Origin of the sequence: Bradyrhizobium sp. CB1015, from assembly GCF_025200925.1 — a bacterium.
Classification (GTDB): Bacteria; Pseudomonadota; Alphaproteobacteria; order Rhizobiales; family Xanthobacteraceae; genus Bradyrhizobium.
The window spans coordinates 7,188,817-7,211,827 of record NZ_CP104174.1; the positions used below are offsets into that span (position 1 = coordinate 7,188,817).

The window sequence follows — 23,011 nt, forward strand, 5'->3', positions numbered from 1 at the left end:
GGTTACTTTCCGAAGCTGGCGAACGAACGCACGAGGTGCAGAACGGGACTTCCTCCCATGATGACGAACATGGCTGGGAGCAGGAACAGCACCATCGGAATGGTCAGCTTGGCGCCCAACTTGTGCGCCCTTTCTTCCAGCTTGGTGATACGTTCCCGCCGCAGGTCGAGCGCGATACTGCGTAGCGCCTGGCCCAACGGCGTTCCGTATTGCAGGCTCTGGCTGATCATCGTGCCGAATCGGCGAAGACCATCCGAAGTGGCCGCCAAGTTCTCGAATGCCTCGACGCGACTTGGCAGTATCCGGAGATCATCAAGAAGACGGTGCAGCACCCAGGCCATAGCAGGATTGGTCGACTTCATTTCTTCGGCGACACGCCCCAGCCCGCTTTCCAGGCCCATTCCCGCCTCGCTGCATACGATCAGCAAATCGATCATGTCGGGCGTGCCCAGCCGAATGGCAGCATCAAAGCGCCGCTTCATCACCGACAGAGCCAATCGCGGACCCAAGATTCCGATCACCACACCCATCAGCGTGAAGACCAGCACGTCGGCGGGTCCCCTTCCCGAAAGTTGCGCCAGAAGCAGCGCAATGACCGGCAGCGCGACCATGCTGACGACCTTGATGCCGATCCAGATCGGCAAGGTTCTATGATGGTTGAAACCAGATGAGTGGAGGATCGTTCGGAGCTCCTCCAGATTCTCCTCGGCGTAAAAGCGCCGATACCGCATGCCCAGCCATGAAAACCAACCGGTCAGGTCTTTGAAGGGGGCTGACCGGTAAGGGATACCCATCACGGCGTTTGAGACCCGCGTGTCCAATGCACGGACATGTAGTTCGCGGATGAGCAACATGCAGGCCGCAGTCCCGGCTGCGACTGCGAGGGCCACCAGACTGAGACCAAAAGTCATAGTTCCGTTTCCCGCCTGACCATCCAACTTATCACCAGATGCCCGACGAGCACCGAGACTATCGCGTAAGCCAGAAGCTTGTTTCCAGTCGGATCAGTGAACAGCAGATCGACATTCTGCGGATTGGCCGCGTACAGCAATGCTCCGGCAATCAGGGGCGATATCGTGAGTGCTCGCGAGGAAAAGATCACTTCTCCCGCCAACGCCTTGGCGCGAGCAGCGAGCGCAACACGCTGACTCACGGTGTCGCCCAGCGTCTGCAAGGTCTCGGCCAAGCTGCCGCCGGACTTCAACTGGACTGCAAGCGTCACCGCGAACATCGCATACTCTGCCACTTGCGTTCGCCGATAGACGGCTTCGACGGCTTCCTCCGGAGGTCTTCCCAGATTCACTTCGCTGCATACGATTGCAAACTGCCCAGACGTCGGTTGCGGCATCTCGCGCGCGATGGTGCGAAATGCTTCGTGCACAGGCAGACCCGATCGAACCGTACTCGTCACCAGCTGAATGGCGTCAGGCAGCTGCCGGAACAGTTGACTCGCGAAGCGACGTTGCTGCCAACCAAACAGACCTCGTACGACCACCACGGCGGCAATTGCAGCCGCGACAGACACGTAGAAAACGGAAAATCCCAGCAGGCGATTGGCGTAGAAGATCGCGGCTACGGTGATGGCAGCAGCAAGCAGCACATACGCCGGATGCCAGGCGTGAACCATCTCGGGCCTGTAATTGGCCAAACGGTGGAGAAGCAGATACCGGGATCCGGTCTCCGCCCGGCGAATCGATGGCAGGCTGGCGGGATGGGAGGCCGGTAGAGCGACCGCCAGCCGGCGGTCCATGCGTCGCTCCCGGCCGTCGAGCCACAAGGCGCTGGCGGCTGCGCACATCGCAAGCACCAGAACAGCGACGATCAGGGACTCAGGTATCATATCTGCCTCACTGCCTCGGCCCAGGCGCGATCGAGCCCGAAATAGACAAGACGGCTTTTGAATTTCGGGACTGCAAGAGTGGCCCTGTAGCTGCCCGAGATCCGCCCATGCTCATCCTCCTCCTCGTATTCGAAGGTTGCGATGTCATTGGTGGTGATCACATCCGATTCCAGCCCCATCACCTCGCTGATCTGGACAATGCGACGTTGCCCATCGCGCATGCGTTCGACTTGCACGATGAGATCCAGCGCAGCGACGATCTGAGTTCGAATGGCTCGCGACGGCAGATTCACCTGCCCCATCTGCACCATGTTCTCGATGCGGGTCAGGGCATCGCGGGCACTATTGGCATGGACCGTGGAGATCGAACCATCATGGCCGGTGTTCATCGCCTGCAGCATGTCGAACGCTTCAGCGCCGCGCACCTCGCCCACGACGATCCGGTCGGGACGCATGCGCAGCGCATTCCACAAGAGATCGCGCTGTGTCACCTGCCCCGTGCCTTCTAGGCTCGGAGGCCGGGTCTCCAGGCTGATCACGTGCGGCTGCTGAAGCTGCAACTCTGCCGCATCCTCGATGGTGACGACGCGTTCGCTGTGATCGATGAACTGGCTCATGGCGTTGAGCAGCGTCGTCTTGCCGGACCCGGTGCCGCCGGAGACCAGAACATTGAGCCGACACCGGGCGGCGATCTCCAGCAATTGTCCGATGGCCGCGGTCATCGAGCCGTTTTCGACCATTGCGGCGATATCCAAACGGCGGCTCGGGAACTTTCGAATCGAAATGCAGGGGCTGTGGATCGACAGCGGCGGGAAGATGATGTTGACGCGGCTGCCATCGGGCAAACGGCAATCCACCATCGGGCTGGATTCATCGATGCGCCGGCCGACTTGCGCGGCAATTTTCTGGGCCACCGATGCAATGTGATCATTGTCGCGGAAGCGCACCGCGATCCGCTCCAGCTTGCCGGCTCGTTCGACATAAACGTTGCTCGGTCCGTTGATCATGATGTCGTTGATTGACTGATCGAGCAGAAGCGGACGCAGCGGCCCATAGCCGGTCATGTCGTCCGCAATCTCATCCGCCAGTTGAAGCTGCTCGCGACCCGACAGTTCGAGCCGTTCCTCATTGGCGATTCCATGGATGATTTCCTCGATCTGCCGCCGAAGGATATCACGCGAAACAGTTGCGGCCACCGATGGCTCAATCTGCTCGATGACGCGTTCGCGCAGTGAAGCTGGCATCACTGGCCGGTCAATCGGAGGTTCGTCGCGCCTTGACGTTGATGCAGGCACGCTTGGCGTCGATGCAGCCAAGCTTGGCGTCAATGCAGGCAACCGAACCGACGTTTCCTCGTCGCGCCTACCAAACTTTCTCATAGCCCCAGCAGCCTCCTCAGCCGTCCCTTCTGCTCGACGCCGAGCCCCGTGATCTCCCGCACGATCGGGGCGAGATGGCGTCGCAGTGCTGATACGTGCTTCAGCGCGGGAATTCCGAGATTGACCGCCTGGGTCATGCCCTTCCCAAGATCGGGTACAACCATGTCAGGCTCTGTCCCCAACGCCTTGACCACCGCGGCCCTGGGAAGGCCGCCGGGGCGATTGGCACGGTTCAGCAAGGTGAAGACCCGATCCCTGCCGGCAATGTTGGTGACGGCGGTCCGCAGTGCATGAGCATTGCGCAGTCCGGTCACCTCTGCCTCCAACAGCACCATCACGTGCCGGGAAAGAGAGATCACCGGATGGATGGATGGCGGAAACGGGACCGGGACATCGACAACAATGTAATTGAATCGTTGGCGGAGCAGACCAAGGACGTGCCTCACGCCCGCTTCGGTGATATCGAGCTGAGCATCCAGCTCCTCATCGGCGGAAATCAGGCTAACTCGCTCGTTGACTGCAATTGCGGCACGCTCGAGGAACAACGTGTCCGCGCGCATCGGGTTCTCCAGGGCGATGCGCAAGCCTGGTCCGGGCTGAACACCCAACATCACGGCTGTTTCGCCGCCTTGAAGATGAAGGTCGAGCAGCGCGACCTTGGCCTTGGTGGTCTCGGCCAGTTGCAGCGCGAGATTGATGGCGATGCTCGTTGCGCCGGCACCGCCCTGCGCGCCGCAGATCGAGATCACATGCCCGCCTCGGTCGGTCGGTCCTGGCGCACGATCGCCAAGCAGCTTTGGACGCAGCTGGTCCAGCACCATGTCCCGCGTGATCGGCCGCGGCAGGTACTCGGTCAAGCCGAGCTCCATAAGCGCGCGGTAGAAGGTGATTTCCCTGCTTTCACCGATCAGAGCCACCCGGACATCCGGCGGACAGACGCCGGCCAGCTTCTCCAGTTCGGCAAATGGATCATCGATACCACTGATGTCCGTCACCAAGGCGCATAATTCGGTGTCCGTTTCGAGCATCCGTATGGCATTGCGGATCGTGCCACGCTTGATCGAAATGTTGCTGCCTTCGAGGCCCTTGCGCAGAGCCGCAGCACTCAGCTCGTCATTTACGAAGCAGACGATTCGATTGCGCGCGATGGCAGACGTCGCTTCTTCAGGCGGACTGACGGCCGCTATGTTGACGCTCATTGACGTTTCTCCAGCAACTTGCCTGCCTGAACCACCATCGTCGCCCCGCGGCGGGACACTTCCGACCCGTCGCAGCTGATCAGCGTGTCGCCGTCAGCAGATTCCTGTTTCCTGACGGAGTATTGCTTTATCTGACCACCAGAATGAACGACGACCGCCGCAGTTCGACCGGCAATCGCATTCTGGCGGGCGATTTCCGGCGACACATCGCAGCTGGACATGGCGCCAGTGTCCGCCGTATCCCACTGCTCGACTGCGGCTCGTACCGCGAGGGAAAGCGTTCCCAGCTGCCTTGCGACCGTGATCTTCTTCACCTGATCCGGGGCAAGCTCCAACGACACAGTCTGCGTTTGCTTGCCCGCCACCGAGCCGGCCACCGAGCTTACGGTTCGGCCGCCCTGCATGATTTCCTGATCAATCGCGATGACTCGAACGTTGCCTAGAACGGTCTCGCTCAAGGCCCGGCGCGCGGGATCCGCCTTCTCGAACACCTGGGTCAACAAAACATCGACATGATCGCCCGGTCTGATCAGCCCCGACACGCCGGACTCCTCGTCCACCTTGATGCTGATTGCGCGGCTATCCGGTGCCAAGACGCTGGCCAGGAATCCCTTATCTCGAGGCCGCAACACGTCCTGCAAGGTGATCGGACTGCCAGCGTCGACGAACTTGCGAATCAGAGAGCCGGGAAGCCCAGCCTTCGATTCGGGTGTTTCTAGAATCGCCCCTGCAGGAAGGCGTTCAGGCGCCACCCAGCGCACGGTGAAATCTTCTTCGCGGGCCAATGTACCTTTCGACAGCGGACGTGCCGCGACGAAATACCCGACAGTCGAAGGAGGCGCCGGCCCCTGCTCGGTGACCGCTACCGGAACCTGTCTCGGCAGGTTCATATTGTAGGCGATCAGCCCGAATGCGGTGGTTGCGAGCAACAGCACCAGAATGATTGAGAGGCGCAACGCGGATGACATGTCAAAATCCTCTGCTCAAGATGGTCCAGTCAAGATGGTCCAGATGCCGCCGCACGCTATGGCCACGCCGTAAGGCAAGGGTGCATGTCGCACATGGCGCCAACGCTCGATCGCGTAGACCCGGCGTGCGAGCGTCGATCCGACTGGGGCCAACTTCGGGTATGGCAGGACGCGCATGATCAGATGGACCACGGCAAGAACGCCGCCGGCCAACGAGGTTATCGTCAACAGCTGGATCAAGCCTGCCAGCGGCAGACCAATGGCCAAAGCAACCAATAACTTGACGTCGCCGCCGCCAATCCCTCCACGCTGGTAAACCGCGAACAGCAGCAAGAACAGGATCGTCGCGGCGACGAGGGATTCGGCAAGTTGCATCGGGCTGGCAAGCTGACCGGCGATCCCGAGCAGCGCCAGCAAGAGGCAGACGTCATTTCGGATCAAGCGGGTCGCGACATCGAGTGTTGCGACATACAGCAACAACGGGATTTCCAGTATCGCGGCGATGTAAGAAACCCAGCTCATAGCAATGCATGCCTCAAACAGGCGGAAGGCACACTAAAGATGGAGAGAGAACATCTGAGAGGGGGACACATTCCGATGCCCCCCTTCTGACGTCAGATGGCCGTATCAGACCGCCGCAGTGAAGGCAGTGGTGATCGCGGTGATCCCGCCTGTCAGCGCGGTTCCGATCGCACCGCCAGCTCCCACACCGAACACGGCCGACACTGCGCCGATAATGCAAACCGCGACGATGATATACTCGAACGACACCACGCCATCCTGGTCGGCACGCAGGCGCTTCAAGGCGTCGGTGGTCTTGATGTAATAGCGCAACATAGGGAAAGCCTTTCTTTCGAAGATGGATTTGCAGGAGACCCTTGGCAAATTTCAGCGGCTACGAACGACCAGCGCCCCGCCGCTCGAAAACTCTTTATTAAATATTATATTTAGTCAATATTTAATATGCGGCGGACCTTAATTTTCCGACATCAACCATTTAAACTCGACTGATAGATAATAAAAATCATTGCCTTACAATGACATACAGAATTAACCATCGATCGATGAGATTTACGGAGATAGTATGGGCATTCCAGTCGCGCAGCAGATCGCGCGATCCGCTCCGCTGCAAATGATGCCCCCACGCTTCTTGCTCGAATGGCACGCGATTGAGCGAGATTGAGATCCTCACCGTTCGCACGATCGAGAGGCATGGGTCGGAGGCGATTTTTTGTTTGACTTTCTCTTAGCGTTTGTTGGGAGAGCGGCCGAACAAAGCATGGCCGGCGGCGAGAACAGGGAAACTCGCGCCTCCGCCCGTTCAGAGCCCAAGCCAAACGCGACATCGGCGAGCTTGGGTAGCTTGGGGCGGAGCTGATCGGCGACCTTCCGCCATTGCGCTCGTGCGGCCTCGGCATCGTCCTGGGCAAACGCAGTGGCGATGAAGGCGGAGACGACACGCCGTCCACTTTTGCCGGCATGGGCCAGCGCGTTGCGCATGAAGTGCACGCGGCAACGCTGCCAACTGGCGTTGAGCACCTTGGCGACGGTCGCCTTGATGCCCTCGTGGGCGTCGGAGACGACCAGCTTGACGCCGCGCAGGCCGCGGCGGGCGAGCTTGCGCAGGAACGCCGTCCAGAATGTCTCGGCCTCCGAGGGACCAATGTCCATGCCGAGAACTTCGCGCCGGCCATCGCTGTTGACGCCGACCGCGACGATCACCGCGACCGACACGATGCGCCCCTGCTGGCGCACCTTCACGTAGGTGGCGTCGATCCACAGATAGGGCCAATCGCCCTCGATCGGGCGAGCGAGGAACGCCTTCACCTTGTCATCGATCTCCGCGCACAGCCGCGAGACCTGGCTCTTGGAGATGCCGCTCATGCCCATCGCCTGCACCAGATCGTCGACGGAGCGGGTCGAGACGCCCTGCACATAAGCTTCCTGCACCACGGCGGTGAGCGCCTTCTCGGCCATCCGGCGCGGCTCCAGAAAGCCGGGGAAGTAGGAGCCTTTGCGCAGCTTGGGAATGCGCAGCTCGACCGTGCCGGCGCGGGTCTCCCAGGTCCGGTCGCGGTAGCCGTTGCGCTGCGCCAGACGCTCGGGGTTCTTCTCGCCGTAGGCGGCCCCGGTCTGGCCTTCCACTTCCCGCTCCATCAGGCGCTGGGCAGCAAAGCCGATCATCTCGCGCAGCAGATCCGCATCAGGGGTCTTCTCCACGAGCGTGCGGAGGTTCATCATCTCATCGGTCATCGGTGGTTCCTCGAATCAGGTTGGTGTCAGCAACCCGACCCTACCGGCGAACAGCCGGTGACCACCGCAAAGCCGCCCGCCCGCTACGGCGCCATGGGAGGGCGCGCGTGCGGACGGCTTTGCTCTACCGAGCTACACCATCACCGGGGACACGACCAGTGACATCTCCGACGAGTTAAACCCATGCGATCATGGATCGGCCGACCGCGCTTCACCGACGGCCAACACCACCGCTATTTAGGCGCGTCGCAAATGGCTGCGTGACTCAACCGAGTTGGCCATTGCTATTGTTTGTTGCGGGACCTCTCCCCGACGTCCCCCTGCCGATGCCGAAGGCAAACTTAGAACACCGACCGGCGCGCCGTCCCGAAAGGCGTCTTCGTCAACTCCTTTGAACGCGCTGAGCTTGGACCCGATCCGTTTCGCCTTGCCTGCAGAATGGGCCTTGAAAGGCTTAGCATGCCAGCGGCGGGACCGGACCTGCCAGGCTGGACGCTGCAAGTTTCGCGGCTTGGCTTCATTCCGCATCTAGCCTAGCATCAGCTTGGTTGAAGGCGAAACCGCCTCGGCCCGCGACCTTCATAGCGATGGGGACCTTATCGCGGCGGCGATGTCGTTTGGCCAACCGACTTGCTTTGTATGAGCCGCGGCACCTGCGATGCGCCTTCAAAACCTCAGCTTTGATGAATGGCTGGAGCACGCCTTTGGACGCGAGGTTCGCTTTCAGCAAGCACCTTGGTACTTCGATCCCGAGCATGATTGGTGGGATCCGCCGGCGGTAGAAGCCGTGTCTTATCTCACTCGGCTGTTTGAAGACCGGAGCCAGCATTACGGGGATTTGCCGACAGCCAAATCGCGCAGGGCCTAACCTACCTTGTCAATACCACTGCCGGCGGTGATAGCGGATGGCTTTGTTCAACTGATGTTCCGGTCGAAGACCGTGCTCGCTGCGTCACGTCTGTCGCGGCTCTATTTGCCAACTTGTTCGAACCTCGTTGTGAACCTCACCTGTCTCACCTGAGCGAAGCCGCGAGCAACACACTCAACAATGTTTGCTATATGTGGTGGGATGCGTTTCCGAGCTTGGCTCTTCCCGACGACCCCGACCTGCCAATGCTGCACGATTGCGCGCTGCAAACCATGGATCGCATCCTTCAGCTTAAATCGATCGCCTGTCGGGAAAGCGCTCTCCACGGCCTTGGACACTGGCACCGCGACTACAGCGAGAAGGTCAGTCAAATCATCGACCGCTTCTGCGCGGCGCATGCCGGGATCGACCCGCGCCTTTCGGCCTATGCCCAATCGGCTCGGTGCGGATGCGTCCTGTGATCCGCGGCGGTGGCGTCATGGTTGTGTCCCGCCCCGCGTTGAGTGCATCATCGCGACCTTGTGTTGAGGATCAGCCGAACACGGCGCATAGCCCAAATTGGGCTGCGTACTCATGATCGGGCTTGCCGGCTGATGTCCGCTCAAGCTCCAACGGCAGTCGAGCGCGACGATGCTCTCGTCCATCGCCGAGATGAAGCCACGCCAGCGCATGTAGGATCCAAAGCTGCATCGTTGCCTCACTGGAAGCAGGCTACAACCGGATTACGTGCGCTGCTGCGATAGATCGATGAACAATCAGGCCACTAGCCGCCCGGGAATCAATCGGGAGCTTTAGCGCGCATGTGGAGCGCATTCACGGCCGCGTGTACGAAGCCATTTGAGGCCTCCAACGAAGCGAAGCTGAAACAATGCAATCCGATACTCTGACGGTAACGCCCGTTGCGGGAGGCTCAAATGCGTAGCCTAATTTTCGGTGCGGCTCTCTTAGCGTTCGCAACCATCGGATGTTCCACGTTTATTTCGGCTGCCCTTTCCGCGGCACGGGATGCAAAGGCCGCAACATTCTCCGAACGGTTCGCGCCAGCAATCAAGGTTCCCTCAAGCAGCTAGTCCCGCCAGCGTGAACCCGCGCGCGGATCGCGAGGCCTTAATGGGGAGTCTTGTCTTCTCGCTTGAGGAGCTCTAGTCGTCGCTCTAGCTCCTCCTTCTTCGCCAAAAGCCTCTGGGCCAGAATATCATTGACGACGGTGTGAAGTTGCCAGAGCTCTTCAAGAGCCATGCTCTCGAAAGGCTTTCGTTCCATGAATCCCCCGAATCACGTATGGCACAAGGCTAGCGCGACATAGGGAACGGTGCCAGTTTTTCCCGGCGAGGTGTACCGAACGAGGTGCAGACTCCCGCGTTACTTTGACTCGCCAACTGATTCGTCGTTGTTCGCCATAAGCTTTCGTAAGCCTCAGCGCGCTTTAAGTCGCTGTCGCGGGCCGCCTCGCCCTTCATGATCTCGGCGAATACCCCGCACTCTTCGCCCCGAACTCTGAGCCGTTTAGCATGCGCAGCACGATCCGCTCCGCAATGCTAGCACTCAGCTCCACATCCTTGTGCAGCAAATGACGCACAAGAGCACTTCCATGGGGGGCCGATCTACGACTTTAATCGGTATAAGCGCGTGGTCGCTCGGTTTCGGCAGTCTCGTTGGAAGCCAAGCAACGTCGCGCCCGTTCGATCTGTGCGTCAGTAGCGCCATGATTGCGGGCGTACATCTCCGCCACTGGTGCCGAATATTTGGCGACGTAGTATCTGACTTCGCTGCACGAGATGCGTCCTGTGGGCCTGTGGTGACGCGAAGCGAAGGCTTCGGACCCCACCGGGATCAGCAGCAACGCAACTATAGTCCCCGCCCGTACGATCATTCTCGCCGCCCCCATATATTCTGTCTGGTTCGTTAGGACAGAGCAGGCCTGAATCGCGCACACGACGCAAATTAACAATCGTGCACCGATCCAAAGTGCTGTGCGACTGTTGCTCCAATGCTTCGGTGCTCCGCGGGTACTGGATAATGAGGTCGCGTGGAGCGATCTTCCTAGAAAACGGAAGTGGCAAGTTCGATCATCGCAATGAACGGCTCGACGAGCTCGCAACAGCTATCTCCGCCGAAGCACTCTCCGTCTAAGACGGACTTTGGGGATACGGCTAGTCCTTGCATTCGCTCTCGCCTGAGCGGCTCGTAGGCGACGCCGGAGGGTTCTGCAGTTCTCGAAACAGTGTGACCAGTCCCTCGACCCGCTCGCCCAGAATAGTCGAATAATTGTAAACCCCACCTCGATTACTCATTACTGCCCAAACCATGATTGTTGAAGCAATAGGCGGTCGACAAGGGGAAACATAGGCAATCCAGGGTAGGAACATACAACCCATGAATGACGAGGGCATTAAAAGGGCTAGACTAAGCTAAGTCCCTACACCATTGTCACAGCGCACTCCTTTCGCTTGTCTTTCGGGTCGTTTTCGTTCCGCAAGCTCGGTCTGTTCGGCAAAGCTACACGCCCGGTACCGCAGCATTCACGCGCGCCCGGTTCTCAGGCTGGTAGTCCCACTCTGCCCTTTACTCGCGCGACGGCTGCCCAGCAGGGGTGACGCTCTCTAATCGCTTGGGCACCCCTTCGCGATCCACGGCTCTCGCTCTCGTGCTGAGTGCACCGGCTGTTAAGGGTTGGTTTAGGTCCCGGCACGATCATTGGCGACCGCAAGGGATCCGAGCATGCCATTGCACCATGCGAATACCCTGGAAAGGAGCGTGACCGTCGCAGATCACGGCAGTGGCGAGGTCGCCACACGGCCCGTCACTCTCGACCCATCGGATTTCTCGACCTCGACGCGAGATGAGGTCCTGGCGTTATTGGCGCCAAGCGGTCCCTCAAAACCCACTATTTGGCTCGTCGTAGTCGCTTTGGCGGGGGGCTTCGGATTGGGCTGGGCTGGTGCTTGGTATGGTCCTGCAGCTCTCTCGGCTCTCAGCCCGACTGCTCAGCTAGAAACCGCTTCGCGCCGCATGCCGGACACTAAGTCAGGCGGTAAGGCCGAAAGCGCCCGAAAGGTTGCATCAGCGTCGGCCTCGCGAACAGCGCCTGCTTTAGCGCAACCCTCCCCGGTCATCGCGAGCGTTGCTGCCAAGCCTCTGGCCAAAACCTCGAGTGGGGCGCAATCCGCGGAAACTTCCAACCCAGCTTCTTCGGCTGTCGACGCGGACGTGTCTGTGACTGGCTCGCTCGCGCCTGCGGCGGGGCCGGTCCTGTCGGCCGCCGAGACAAGACCAACGACCATTGCAGGTTGGGCCGTGCTGGACGTTCGCGGGGGAACGGCGGTGCTCGAGGGCCCCGACGGAATTCGAATGGCAGCACGCGGTGACGTGGTCCCTGGCATCGGGCGAATTGACTCTATCGTGCGCTGGGGTAATCGCTGGATAGTTGCCACAGCAAGCGGATTGATCTCGACGCCCTAGGCGGAGGTTAGGCGAGAACATCTGGACAGGCAACTCGGACGAGCTTGGCCATGACGACCATGCTCGCAGCTCCCGTAGAATATCCGTACTCGGGACTTTACGCAAAAGCGATTGACGAACAGGTGGACATTGCGAGCAGCCGAGTTGCGGTATGCAAGTTGCGTTCGAGAACGCTATCGAAATTTGGCAAACGTTGGTTCGGGAATGGCCGGGCGCCGGCTCCAATTTAGGCAAGTTGCGGTTGACACCCAGAAAAGCCAGAGCATAGCGGCTGGGTGGTAGTGATGCCGGGGTCCGCGCACCCGAATTAGATCGCCCCTTTTTTCGTGACCCGCAAGCTACGGACGTAATACCCTTCTCGCTGAACCGTTGACCTAATCTCCTCGCTTACTTTGGAGCGCCTCGATTAAGAGAAAAGTCACGTCTTCTTGCCAGCCTTGGCCCATTGCAGATGTCGCAGCTGCGACTCGAAAACATACGCGTTGCAGTCGGTTCCATCGCTGCTCGGTTGGCAGTCTCTTCTTCGGAGAAGTCTGCTATGTTCAGGGGCGTTCTTATTGCACTTATAGCGCTGCTGGTTCTGGCGATTTGCGATCAATACTGGTCTGGCGGCCGCAACACCGAAGCTGCCTTCGTGCTTGCGAGACAAATGCGGCAGTCCTTTGGTGTGTGACCCCGCCCGCCTTCGGGCGCTCCAAATGAGCGCTGCGGACTCCCTCAGCTTGCTAAACAAGAGGGAATGTCCGGATTGCCGCGGTCGTGTCCCCGGTGATGGTGTAGCTCGGTAGAGCAAAGCCGTCCGCACGCGCGCCCTCCCATGGCGCCGTAGCGGGCGGGCGGCTTTGCGGTGGTCACCGGCAGTTCGCCGGTAGGGTCGGGTTGCTGACACCAACCTGATTCGAGGAACCACCGATGACCGATGAGATGATGAACCTCCGCACGCTCGTGGAGAAGACCCCTGATGCGGATCTGCTGCGCGAGATGATCGGCTTTGCTGCCCAGCGCCTGATGGAGCGGGAAGTGGAAGGCCAGACCGGGGCCGCCTACGGCGAGAAGAACCCCGAGCGTCTGGCGCAGCGCAACGGCTACCGCGACCGGACCTGGGAGACCCGCGCCGGCACGGTCGAGCTGCGCATTCCCAAGCTGCGCAAAGGCTCCTACTTCCCCGGCTTTCTGGAGCCGCGCCGGATGGCCGAGAAGGCGCTCACCGCCGTGGTGCAGGAAGCTTATGTGCAGGGCGTCTCGACCCGCTCCGTCGACGATCTGGTGCAGGCGATGGGCATGAGCGGCATCTCCAAGAGCCAGGTCTCGCGGCTGTGCGCGGAGATCGATGACAAGGTGAAGGCGTTCCTCGCTCGCCCGATCGAGGGCGATTGGCCCTATCTGTGGATCGACGCCACCTACGTGAAGGTGCGCCAGCAGGGGCGCATCGTGTCGGTCGCGGTGATCGTCGCGGTCGGCGTCAACAGCGATGGCCGGCGCGAAGTTCTCGGCATGGACATTGGTCCCTCGGAGGCCGAGACATTCTGGACGGCGTTCCTGCGCAAGCTCGCCCGCCGCGGCCTGCGCGGCGTCAAGCTGGTCGTCTCCGACGCCCACGAGGGCATCAAGGCGACCGTCGCCAAGGTGCTCAACGCCAGTTGGCAGCGTTGCCGCGTGCACTTCATGCGCAACGCGCTGGCCCATGCCGGCAAAAGTGGACGGCGTGTCGTCTCCGCCTTCATCGCCACTGCGTTTGCCCAGGACGATGCCGAGGCCGCACGAGCGCAATGGCGGAAGGTCGCCGATCAGCTCCGCCCCAAGCTACCCAAGCTCGCCGGCTTCCTCGACGAGGCCGAGACCGATGTGCTGGCCTACATGACGTTCCCGCCGCAGCACCGCACCAAGCTGCACTCGACCAACCCGATCGAGCGCCTCAACGGCGAGATCAAGCGCCGGACCGAGGTCGTCGGCATCTTCCCCAATGAGGACGCTATCGTCCGCCTCATCGGCGCGATCCTGCTCGAACAGAATGATGAATGGGCCGTCCAGCGCGCCCGTTACATGACCCTGGAAACCATCGCGCCGTTGAGCGATGATCCAACCGTCAGCCTCCCGGCTATCGCCAGCTGACCAGTCCGGCTCTTGCCGGCGAACGCGGTGTCCCACCGCCAGTTACACCACGCTCGGGGACACGATCATTGCCGCTCTGAAAGGATGTCAGCTGGATTGCGAATTGACATTGCGGAGCACCTGACATGCCTCGCCTGCAACGCGCGGTTCTACGTTGCTCCGCGCCCTCCGCATGCCAAAGCTTTCATCCGCCAATAAGGATTTCAAACGGTCGGCTTTGGTCATTTGCGCCGGTCGGACGGAAGCCGCTGATCCCCTCTCAGAGGCTTACCGAACTTCGGCAACAGTGCCCCCCGCTCGACGAGCCGCCAAACGCTGCTGTTCCGTCGGAAACCATTCAATTTGATCCCTTTAAACGTGCATCCGCACGAAGAGATTAAATTCCGTATAACACCGGGGCGCTCCCTCGGGGAGTGGCGGAAGCGGCTTTCTTGTCGCTGATTTTGCTGCATTAAGCATTAACTTCAGACGGGCAAATAAATAAATTGACAGGAGACGATTATTTAATTTAGCTTTAAATTTAAATCCGGAGGCCGACAAATCGGGATCACTCCGATCCCGCCGCTTCTGGAGCCGAAGAATACTGAAGATCGACAATTGCAAACGTGGGCGGATCAGGACCGCACACGAATGGGCAGGGGATAACGTCTAAATCCTTTCACGTAGCTTGCCGGCAGCTTGGCCAAATCGGCGCAACGAGCGGACGTGTCATCCGTCCGAGCGAACGCTCCCGGTTTGCGTGAATTGATTTGGCGGCGGCACTCTCTGCTCTGCATTGGCAGACGAGGGTCGCGAATGAGAATGAGACGTGCGTGGTTTGTAGGGGAGTCCGAGACCATCTTCGGCCGGGCGCAAGTTGAAGCCGATCTTCAGGCGATTTCGAGTTCTTCTCTGTCAGCATGTGATCCTTCGATCGAGCTCCGTGTGCGGTTCGCGAACGATCTGCCAGCCGTCGCGTACGGTCCGGCGCCCGAGGGCTACCGCTCATTCCTGACAGGCCGCGACCGTGCACGCGACATCCTCTTGCGAGCTCGGAGCGACGCTAGCTCCAAACACGCTTGAGTTCGTCGCATGCCTTCTTTGCACATCTTCGCCGCCCTCAGCATGACGACAGTCTTGCTCGGCAGCACAGAATTTTTCTTCCACGGTGTAGTCAAGGCATCGACCGACCGTCACCGCGCAATTGTGCAACTTGTCCAGGTCCGTGAACGCGGACGGCATATCATTCAGAGGATTTAGCTATGGCGACGCAGACGACGGGCGGCAGCACGGTTTCGTTTGGAAATACTCCGCAAGCCAACTCCGACATTTTCTCGTTTACGGAAGACGCCAGCAACATTCTCATCTTGAATGTGTTGGCAAATGACCTTGGAGGCGCGGCCAAAACGCTGTTCTCACTGGACGACGGAACGAGCGCCTCCGCATCCACCAAGAACTACGCACCTGCGGATTTGCTGGTCAAGGATGTAGCGTACAGCAGTGACGCGGCCGGCATGGTCGGAACCGGCGACCGCAGCGCGCTCGGTGCGCGCATCTGGATCGAGTCGGACGGCACCGTTCATTACGATAAGGGCGACATCAACGCTCAGCTTCAGGCGCTGGCGGCCGGGCAAACGCTGACTGACACATTCACCTACGCGATCCAGCTGGGCAACGGCACGCTCAGCTGGGCGACGGTGACGCTCCAGTTCAATGGCGCAAACGACTCGGTCTATATGACCTCGAGCCCGCAGAGCGGCTCTGTGGTCGAAGACGCGCCATCGACACCGGCCCTCTCGGAGGCTCTGAATACCGCAGGCACCATCAGCTTCACCGATGTGGATCTGAGTGATACGCACACAGCGGCGTTTGTAGCGTCGCCTACGAATACGACCTCGCTTGGCACATTTTCGCTCGATCCGGTCAACGAGGCAGCCAACGCCCTGAATGGCTCGGTGCAGTGGCACTATGCCTTGAACAATAGCGCGGCGCAGTATCTCGCGGCTGGCCAGAGCGTCACCGAGAGCTTCGTAGTGACGGTCAACGACGGCCACGGCTCGACGGCTACTCAGACGGTTACGGTAACGATCATCGGGACCAATGATCTGGCAACCGTCAGCTCGGACTCCAAGTCCGTGACCGAGGGCAACATCGCCGCCGCGCTCAACACCTCCGGCCAGCTCACCATCATCGACCCCGACAGCGGCGAAGCCCATGTCCTGGCGCAGACGAATGTCCACGGGACCTATGGCGACTTCTCGATCGATGCCAACGGCGCCTGGAGCTACACCGGCAGCGGCGCTCACAATGAACTCACCGCCGGCCAACAGGTGCAGGACCAGTTCACGGTGACCAGCCAGGATGGCACCGCGACTGGCGTGGTGACGGTGACCATCACAGGGACCAATGACGCTGCGACGGTCTCGTCAGACTCCAAGTCGGTGATCGAGGGCGACACCGCCGCCGCGCTCAACACCTCGGGCCAGCTCAGTATCATCGACCCCGACACCGGCGAAGCCCACGTCGTGGCTCAGAGCGATGTCCACGGGACCTATGGCGACTTCTCGATCGATGCCAATGGGGCCTGGAGCTACAGCGGCAACGGCGCCCACAACGAGCTCACTGCAGGGCAGCAGGTACAGGACCAGTTCACCGTGGTGAGCCAGGATGGCACCGCGAGCGGCACCGTGACGGTCACCATCACAGGGACCAATGACGCGGCGACGGTCTCGTCAGACTCGAAGTCCGTCACCGAGGGCAACACGGCCGCGGCCCTCAACGCCTCCGGCCAGCTGACGATCGTGGATCCCGACACGGGCGAAGCCCACGTCGTCGCGCAGAGCAACGTCCACGGGACCTACGGCGACTTCACTGTCGATGCCAACGGGGCCTGGAGCTACAGCGGCAACGGCGCCCACAACGAGCTCACTGCAGGGCAGCAGGTACAGGACCAGTTCACCGTGGTGAGCCAGGATGGCACCGCGAGCGGCACCGTGACGGTCACCATCACAGGGACCAATGACGCGGCGACGGTCTCGTCAGACTCGAAGTCCGTCACCGAGGGCAACACGGCCGCGGCCCTCAACGCCTCCGGCCAGCTGACGATCGTGGATCCCGACACGGGCGAAGCCCACGTCGTCGCGCAGAGCAACGTCCACGGGACCTACGGCGACTTCACTGTCGATGCCAACGGGGCCTGGAGCTACAGCGGCAACGGCGCCCACAACGAGCTCACTGCAGGGCAGCAGGTACAGGACCAGTTCACCGTGGTGAGCCAGGATGGCACCGCGAGCGGCACCGTGACGGTCACCATCACAGGGACCAATGACGCGGCGACGGTCTCGTCAGACTCGAAGTCCGTCACCGAGGGCAACACGGCCGCGGCCCTCAACGCCTCCGGCCAGCTGACGATCGTGGATCCCGACACGGGCGAAGCCCACGTCGTCGCGCAGAGCAATGTTCACGGGACCTATGGCGATTTCACTATCAATGCCGACGGCGCCTGGAGCTACACCGGCAATGGCGCCCACAACGAGCTCACCGCCGGTCAGCAGGTGCAGGATCAGTTCACGGTGACCAGCCAGGACGGCACCGCGAGCGGCACCGTCACCGTGACCATCGCCGGCACCAACGACGCGGCGTCGGTCTCATCGGACTCGAAGACCGCCACCGAAGGTGACTCCGCTTCCGCGCTGGACACCTCAGGCCAGCTGACGATTGTGGATCCCGACACCGGAGAAGCCCACGTCGTCGCGCAGAGCAACGTCCACGGCAGCTACGGCGACTTCTCCATCGATACCAACGGCGCCTGGAGTTACGTCGGCAACGGCGCGCACAATGAGCTCACCGCTGACCAGCAGGTGCAGGACCAGTTCACGGTCGTGAGCCAGGACGGCACTGCCACCGGCACCGTGACGGTCACCATCACCGGCACCAACGATGCCGCAACGGTCTCGTCGGACTCCAAGTCCGTCACCGAGGGCGATACTGCGGCAGCGCTCAATACCAGCGGCCAGCTCAGCATCACCGACCCGGACAGCGGCGAAGCCCATGTCATCGCGCAGAGCAATGTCCACGGCAGCTATGGCGACTTCTCCATCGATGCCAATGGCACTTGGAGCTACACCGGCAATGGCGCTCACAACGAGCTCACCGCAGGCCAGCAGGTGCAGGACCAGTTCACGGTCACCAGCCAGGACAGCACCGCCACCGGCACCGTGACGGTGACCATCACCGGAATCAATGATGCGGCCACGGTCTCATCAGACTCGAACTCCGTCACCGAGGCCGATACCGCCGCCGCGCTCAACAATTCCGGCCAGCTCAGCATCACCGACCCGGATACGGGCGAAGCCCATGTCATCGCGCAGAGCAATGTCCACGGCACCTACGGCGACTTCTCGATCGATGCCGGCGGGACCTGGAGCTATACCGGCAACGGCGCGCATGACGAGCTCACTGCCGAGCAACAGGTACAGGACCAGTTCACGGTGACCAGCGAGGATGGCACCGCCTCCGGCACCGTCACGGTGACCATCACCGGCACCAATGATGCTGCAACCGTGAGCTCGGACTCGAAGTCCGTCACCGAGGCCGATACCGCCGCCGCACTCAACACCAGCGGCCAGCTGACGATTGTGGATCCCGACACCGGCGAAGCCCATGTCGTGGCCCAGACGAACACGCACGGCAGCTATGGCGACTTCAGCATCGATGCCAACGGCGCCTGGAGCTACACCGGAAACGGCGCGCACAATGAGCTTACCGCTGGCCAGCAGGTGCAGGATCAGTTCACGGTGACCAGCCAGGACGGCACCGCCACCGGGACCGTGACGGTGACCATCACCGGCACCAACGACAACGCGACCGTTAGCTCGGGCTCGAAGTCTGTCATCGAAGGCGACAGCGCCGCCGCGCTGAACACCTCGGGCCAGGTCACCATCACCGACCCGGATTCGGGCGAAGCCCATGTCGTGGCCCAGACCAACGTGCACGGCATCTATGGCGACTTCAGCATCGATGCCAACGGCGCCTGGAGCTACACCGGCAACGGCGCGCACAATGAGCTCACTGCCGGCCAGCAGGTGCAGGATCAGTTCATGGTGACCAGCCAGGACGGCACCACCGCCGGCACGGCTACGGTGACCATCACCGGGACCAACGACAACGCGACCGTGAGCTCGGACTCGAAGTCCGTCACCGAGGGCGACACCGCAGTCGCGCTCAACACCTCGGGCCAGCTCACCATCACTGACCCGGATAGCGGCGAGGCCCATGTCGTCGCACAGAGCAACGTGCACGGCAGCTATGGCGACTTCTCGATCGATGCCAACGGCGCCTGGAACTACACCGGCAACGGCGCTCACAATGAGCTCACCGCCGGCCAACAGGTGCAGGACCAGTTCACCATGGTGAGCCAGGACGGCACCGCCACCGGCACTATCACGGTCACCATCACCGGCACCAACGACGCGGCAAGTGTCAGCTCGGACTCGAAGTCCGTGACCGAGGGCGACACCGCCGCCACGCTCAACACCTCCGGACAGCTGACGATCATCGACCCCGACACCGGCGAAGCCCACGTCGTGGCCCAGAGCAACGTCCACGGGAGCTACGGCGACTTCTCGATCGATGCCAACGGCGCCTGGAGCTACATCGGCAATGGCGCTCACAATGAGCTCACCGCCGGCCAGCAGGTGCAGGACCAGTTCACCGTAGTGAGCCAGGACGGCACCGCCACCGGCAGCGTCACGGTGACCATCACCGGCACCAACGACAACGCGACGGTCAGCTCGGACTCCAAGTCCGTCACCGAGGGCGACACGGCTGCGGCGCTGAACACCTCCGGCCAGCTGACGATTGTGGATCCCGACACCGGCCAGGCCCATGTCGTGGCGCAGAGCAATGTCCACGGAAGCTATGGCGACTTCACTGTCGATGCCAACGGTGCTTGGAGCTACATCGGCAACGGCGCCCACAATGAACTCACCGCCGGCCAGCAGGTGCAGGACCAGTTCACGGTGGTGAGCCAGGACGGCACCGCCACCGGCGCCGTCAAGGTAAACATCACCGGCACCAATGATGCGCCGATCGCCATCAATGACACCAGTGCCAGTCCGGGTGCCACGGCCGCGACCGAGAAAGGCGGCACGACCAACGGATCAGGAGGCATTAACGGCAGCGGCAATGTGCTGACCAATGACACCGATGTCGACAGCGCCAGCCTGACGGTCAGTGCGATCCGCACCGGCGGCACCGAGGGGGCCGGCACGGCCGGCACTTTGGGCGTCGGCCTGGTGGGCGCGCACGGCACGCTGACACTCAATGCCAACGGCAGCTACACCTACGTGGTCAACGAGACCGACGCAACCGTGCAGGCGCTCAACGTCGGCCAAACGACGACCGACACCTTCAACTATACCTTGACTGATGGCAGCCTGACCGACACGGCGGTGCTAACCGTTACCATCAGCGGCGCCAATGACGCGCCGGTCAACACCGTTCCGGGGCAGCAGGCCGTTGGAAACGGTAGCGGCGGTGGCTCGACAGCCACTTTCACGCTGAGAGTTACTGATGTCGACAACGGCATCGAGACTGTTTCTCTCTCACTGGGCAACTCTCCGCAATCGTCGACCGGCATTTTAACACTCTCCACCACATCGGGCCTTACATTCAGTTCCGGTGCCAACGGCACCAAAGCCATGACGTTCTCCGGTTCGATCTCGGACATCAATGCGGCCTTGGCCAGCGTGACCTTTAGTGGTGGGTCAAACAACACCACGCGGACGTTGACCATGACAACGACCGACGGAGGAGGCCTCGCCGACACTGACACCGTCACGATCGTGAAAGGGAGCGGAGCCACTGTCCTTCCCGCTGGTATCGCCGGCGAGGCCATCAATCTGGCTCTGAGCGATCCCTCAGATGATCCCAATGATGTCATCACCGTCACGATCAGCGGGGTACCCTTGGGCTGGAGTCTCAGTAACGCTACGAATAACGGCGATGGCACCTGGACTGCTCAGACAAATGATGTGCAGTCGATGACAATCACTTCGCCGCTAGATTTCGCGGGTGCGGTGGTGCTGAACGTCATGCAAACCTGGACGAACGCCGATGGCACTACGGGAACGGTAACCGTGTCCGACAATGTCGAAGTCTATGCGCAGGGATCACCGATCTTTGCTGTGTCGGGCGACGACCATCTGACGGCTTCGAGCGGGAGCGACCTGCTGGTGTTCGCGCAGCCGATCGGTCATGACGTGGTTTATAACTTCGACGCGATGCATGACCAAATCGATCTGGTCGATTACGCCACCTTCACCTCGTTCGCCGACGTTCAGGCGCATACTCTAAGCGACGCCAACGGCAACGCTGTGATCGAGTTGGGAGAAGGCCAATCGATCACTTTGCAAGGTCTCGATCCGATGTCGCTCACATCGAGCAATTTCGTGTTCGATCAAACCCCCGTTACGGAAAATTCCGGCAGCCTGGTGATAGGCGACGGCGCGTTGCTTCCGTTGAGCGGCACCATCGACAACACGGGTACAATTGAGTTGAACTCGACCGGAAACGGGACAAACCTCGAGCTGATCGAACACGGCATCACACTCCAGGGTCATGGGCAGGTCGTGCTGTCCGACAGCGATCAGAACCTGATCACCGGAACGACCTCAGACGTCACGCTGACGAATGTGGACAACACGATCGCCGGCGCGGGCCACCTCGGGGGCGGGATGATGGGGCTGGTCAACAAAGGCACGATTGTCGCCACCGGCATCAATGTGCTCGATATCGATACCGGGACGAACACCATCGTCAATTCCGGAACGCTTGAAGCGACAGGCAGCGGCGGCATGGTCATCGACAGCAACCTTGATAATTCTGGGCTGCTGTGGGCGCATGGAGCCAACATCACCCTCAATGGCAGCGTCACTGGCGGCGGCACCGCCTTGATGGATGGAGTAGCCACGCTCGAATTCGGAGCCGCCTCATCGACCAAGATAACGCTCGATGCCGGAGCCACCGGGACAATCGTGCTTCACGACTCCTTCGATTTTAGCGGGGTCGTGTCCGGACTTGACGCCAATGACCACCTCGATCTCGTCGATGTGGCATTCGGGGTCGGCACGACCGTGAGTTATGTCGCAAATCAGGCAGGCACTGGAGGAACCTTGTCGGTGACTGACGGAGTCCATACCACCGACATTGCCCTGTTGGGCCAGTACGATGCCGCGGGCTTCCGGACGGAGGCAGACATGAACGCGGGAACGCTTATCAGCTATCACGACTATCTGGTCTGACGCATTGTAAGAAGATGGTTCGATGCGAATGTTGCGGTCCGGCGGGCCTGCCGAACATTGGCCCTGGATTCCGGCTTGCCCGCGACGATGATGATCCCGATCGTTCCACGAACCGCGCTCAAGCATATCGTCGGGCCCGCTCGCCATATCGTTCAATCAATGGTTCTGCCAGAAATGACGCGTCCGGGGGAGAGATCGAAGTGGCATTATCAGCCGCGCGTTGTTCCGCGGTCCGTGCGCCCGAATTAGATCAGTCCTTTTTTCGTGACCCGCAAGCTACGGACGTAATACCCTTGTCGCTGAACCGTTGACCTAATCTCCTCGCTTACTTTGAGAATTCTTGTTCTGCTCTTGCGCCACCTATTTGTAGAACAAGCGCCTGGGATTGAGGACCCTGTGCTTAGAACGAGCACGTCACGCTTGCCGTTGCGATAAACATCAAACATTTTTCGTCCCGCGATTATGTCAAAGCGAAATATGTTTTCGTCATTCCGGTCGACGAGCTTACTAGCCTGCACGGCAGCGCGGGTTGCAAATATGCAACGCTTCGAGGCATCTTCACCAAGCTGATCGATGTGCCCTTCCTGAAGCAGGGGTTCACGCTACCAGATCCTTCTAGGAACCTCCCGCGCATCAAGATATTGCACA

General features: G+C 60.8%; 11 protein-coding genes and 1 pseudogene. 3 read left to right on the forward strand and 9 right to left on the reverse strand.

The annotated features are described in order from the left end of the window. Positions 1–2: 2 nt before the first annotated feature. The 8 genes and pseudogenes from N2604_RS33680 to N2604_RS33715 all read right to left on the reverse strand — a co-directional run. Positions 3–911, reverse strand: a complete 909-nt coding sequence (locus N2604_RS33680; RefSeq protein ID WP_260372271.1) for a type II secretion system F family protein — start codon at positions 909–911, stop codon at positions 3–5. Further along, positions 908–1,840: a type II secretion system F family protein gene (locus N2604_RS33685; protein ID WP_260372272.1), complete on the reverse strand. Its 933-nt coding sequence runs from the start codon at positions 1,838–1,840 to the stop codon at positions 908–910. The genes N2604_RS33680 and N2604_RS33685 overlap by 4 nt, the downstream gene beginning before the upstream one ends. After that, positions 1,837–3,219 carry a CpaF family protein gene (locus N2604_RS33690; RefSeq protein ID WP_260372273.1) on the reverse strand — a complete coding sequence of 461 codons (1,383 nt, stop codon included), beginning with the start codon at positions 3,217–3,219 and terminating at the stop codon, positions 1,837–1,839. Before N2604_RS33690 ends, N2604_RS33685 begins: the two co-directional genes overlap by 4 nt. Next, on the reverse strand, positions 3,216–4,418 hold the full coding sequence (locus N2604_RS33695; RefSeq protein WP_260372274.1) for an AAA family ATPase: 1,203 nt from the start codon (positions 4,416–4,418) through the stop codon (positions 3,216–3,218). The genes N2604_RS33690 and N2604_RS33695 overlap by 4 nt, the downstream gene beginning before the upstream one ends. Continuing rightward, positions 4,415–5,386: a Flp pilus assembly protein CpaB gene (cpaB, locus tag N2604_RS33700; protein WP_260372275.1), complete on the reverse strand. Its 972-nt coding sequence runs from the start codon at positions 5,384–5,386 to the stop codon at positions 4,415–4,417. Before cpaB ends, N2604_RS33695 begins: the two co-directional genes overlap by 4 nt. A gap of 15 nt (positions 5,387–5,401) precedes the next feature. Beyond that, the gene (locus N2604_RS33705) at positions 5,402–5,908 is read right to left on the reverse strand and encodes a prepilin peptidase (RefSeq protein WP_260372276.1); all 507 of its coding nucleotides are present in this window, start codon (positions 5,906–5,908) and stop codon (positions 5,402–5,404) included. Between the two features lie 105 nt (positions 5,909–6,013). Next, entirely contained in the window at positions 6,014–6,223 is a 210-nt protein-coding gene (locus N2604_RS33710) for a hypothetical protein (RefSeq protein WP_197963703.1), read from the reverse strand. A gap of 510 nt (positions 6,224–6,733) precedes the next feature. After that, positions 6,734–7,639, reverse strand: a pseudogene (locus N2604_RS33715) (IS256 family transposase); the annotation flags it as partial. A gap of 1,083 nt (positions 7,640–8,722) precedes the next feature. Here N2604_RS33715 and N2604_RS33720 point away from each other — a divergent pair. The 3 genes from N2604_RS33720 (at position 8,723) to N2604_RS33735 (ending at position 22,363) form a co-directional block, all read left to right on the forward strand. Continuing rightward, positions 8,723–8,968 carry a hypothetical protein gene (locus N2604_RS33720; RefSeq protein ID WP_260372277.1) on the forward strand — a complete coding sequence of 82 codons (246 nt, stop codon included), beginning with the start codon at positions 8,723–8,725 and terminating at the stop codon, positions 8,966–8,968. Positions 8,969–12,881: 3,913 nt separating this feature from the next. Then, positions 12,882–14,081: an IS256 family transposase gene (locus N2604_RS33730; protein WP_260372279.1), complete on the forward strand. Its 1,200-nt coding sequence runs from the start codon at positions 12,882–12,884 to the stop codon at positions 14,079–14,081. Between the two features lie 1,241 nt (positions 14,082–15,322). Further along, positions 15,323–22,363 carry a VCBS domain-containing protein gene (locus N2604_RS33735; protein ID WP_260372280.1) on the forward strand — a complete coding sequence of 2,347 codons (7,041 nt, stop codon included), beginning with the start codon at positions 15,323–15,325 and terminating at the stop codon, positions 22,361–22,363. Positions 22,364–22,608: 245 nt separating this feature from the next. Here N2604_RS33735 and N2604_RS33740 read toward each other — a convergent pair whose 3' ends face one another. After that, complete coding sequence (locus N2604_RS33740) at positions 22,609–22,809, reverse strand: hypothetical protein (protein ID WP_246732459.1); 201 nt, start codon at positions 22,807–22,809, stop codon at positions 22,609–22,611. Between the last annotated feature and the right edge of the window lie 202 nt (positions 22,810–23,011).

What these genes read in the sequence shown, in the direction of transcription:
- N2604_RS33680 (WP_260372271.1), bottom strand. Translation starts at nt 911, where the DNA reads ATGACTTTTGGTCTCAGTCTGGTGGCCCTCGCAGTCGCAGCCGGGACT.
- N2604_RS33685 (WP_260372272.1), bottom strand. Translation starts at nt 1,840, where the DNA reads ATGATACCTGAGTCCCTGATCGTCGCTGTTCTGGTGCTTGCGATGTGC.
- N2604_RS33690 (WP_260372273.1), bottom strand. Translation starts at nt 3,219, where the DNA reads ATGAGAAAGTTTGGTAGGCGCGACGAGGAAACGTCGGTTCGGTTGCCT.
- N2604_RS33695 (WP_260372274.1), bottom strand. Translation starts at nt 4,418, where the DNA reads ATGAGCGTCAACATAGCGGCCGTCAGTCCGCCTGAAGAAGCGACGTCT.
- cpaB (WP_260372275.1), bottom strand. Translation starts at nt 5,386, where the DNA reads ATGTCATCCGCGTTGCGCCTCTCAATCATTCTGGTGCTGTTGCTCGCA.
- N2604_RS33705 (WP_260372276.1), bottom strand. Translation starts at nt 5,908, where the DNA reads ATGAGCTGGGTTTCTTACATCGCCGCGATACTGGAAATCCCGTTGTTG.
- N2604_RS33710 (WP_197963703.1), bottom strand. Translation starts at nt 6,223, where the DNA reads ATGTTGCGCTATTACATCAAGACCACCGACGCCTTGAAGCGCCTGCGT.
- N2604_RS33730 (WP_260372279.1), top strand. Translation starts at nt 12,882, where the DNA reads ATGACCGATGAGATGATGAACCTCCGCACGCTCGTGGAGAAGACCCCT.
- N2604_RS33735 (WP_260372280.1), top strand. Translation starts at nt 15,323, where the DNA reads ATGGCGACGCAGACGACGGGCGGCAGCACGGTTTCGTTTGGAAATACT.
- N2604_RS33740 (WP_246732459.1), bottom strand. Translation starts at nt 22,809, where the DNA reads ATGTTTGATGTTTATCGCAACGGCAAGCGTGACGTGCTCGTTCTAAGC.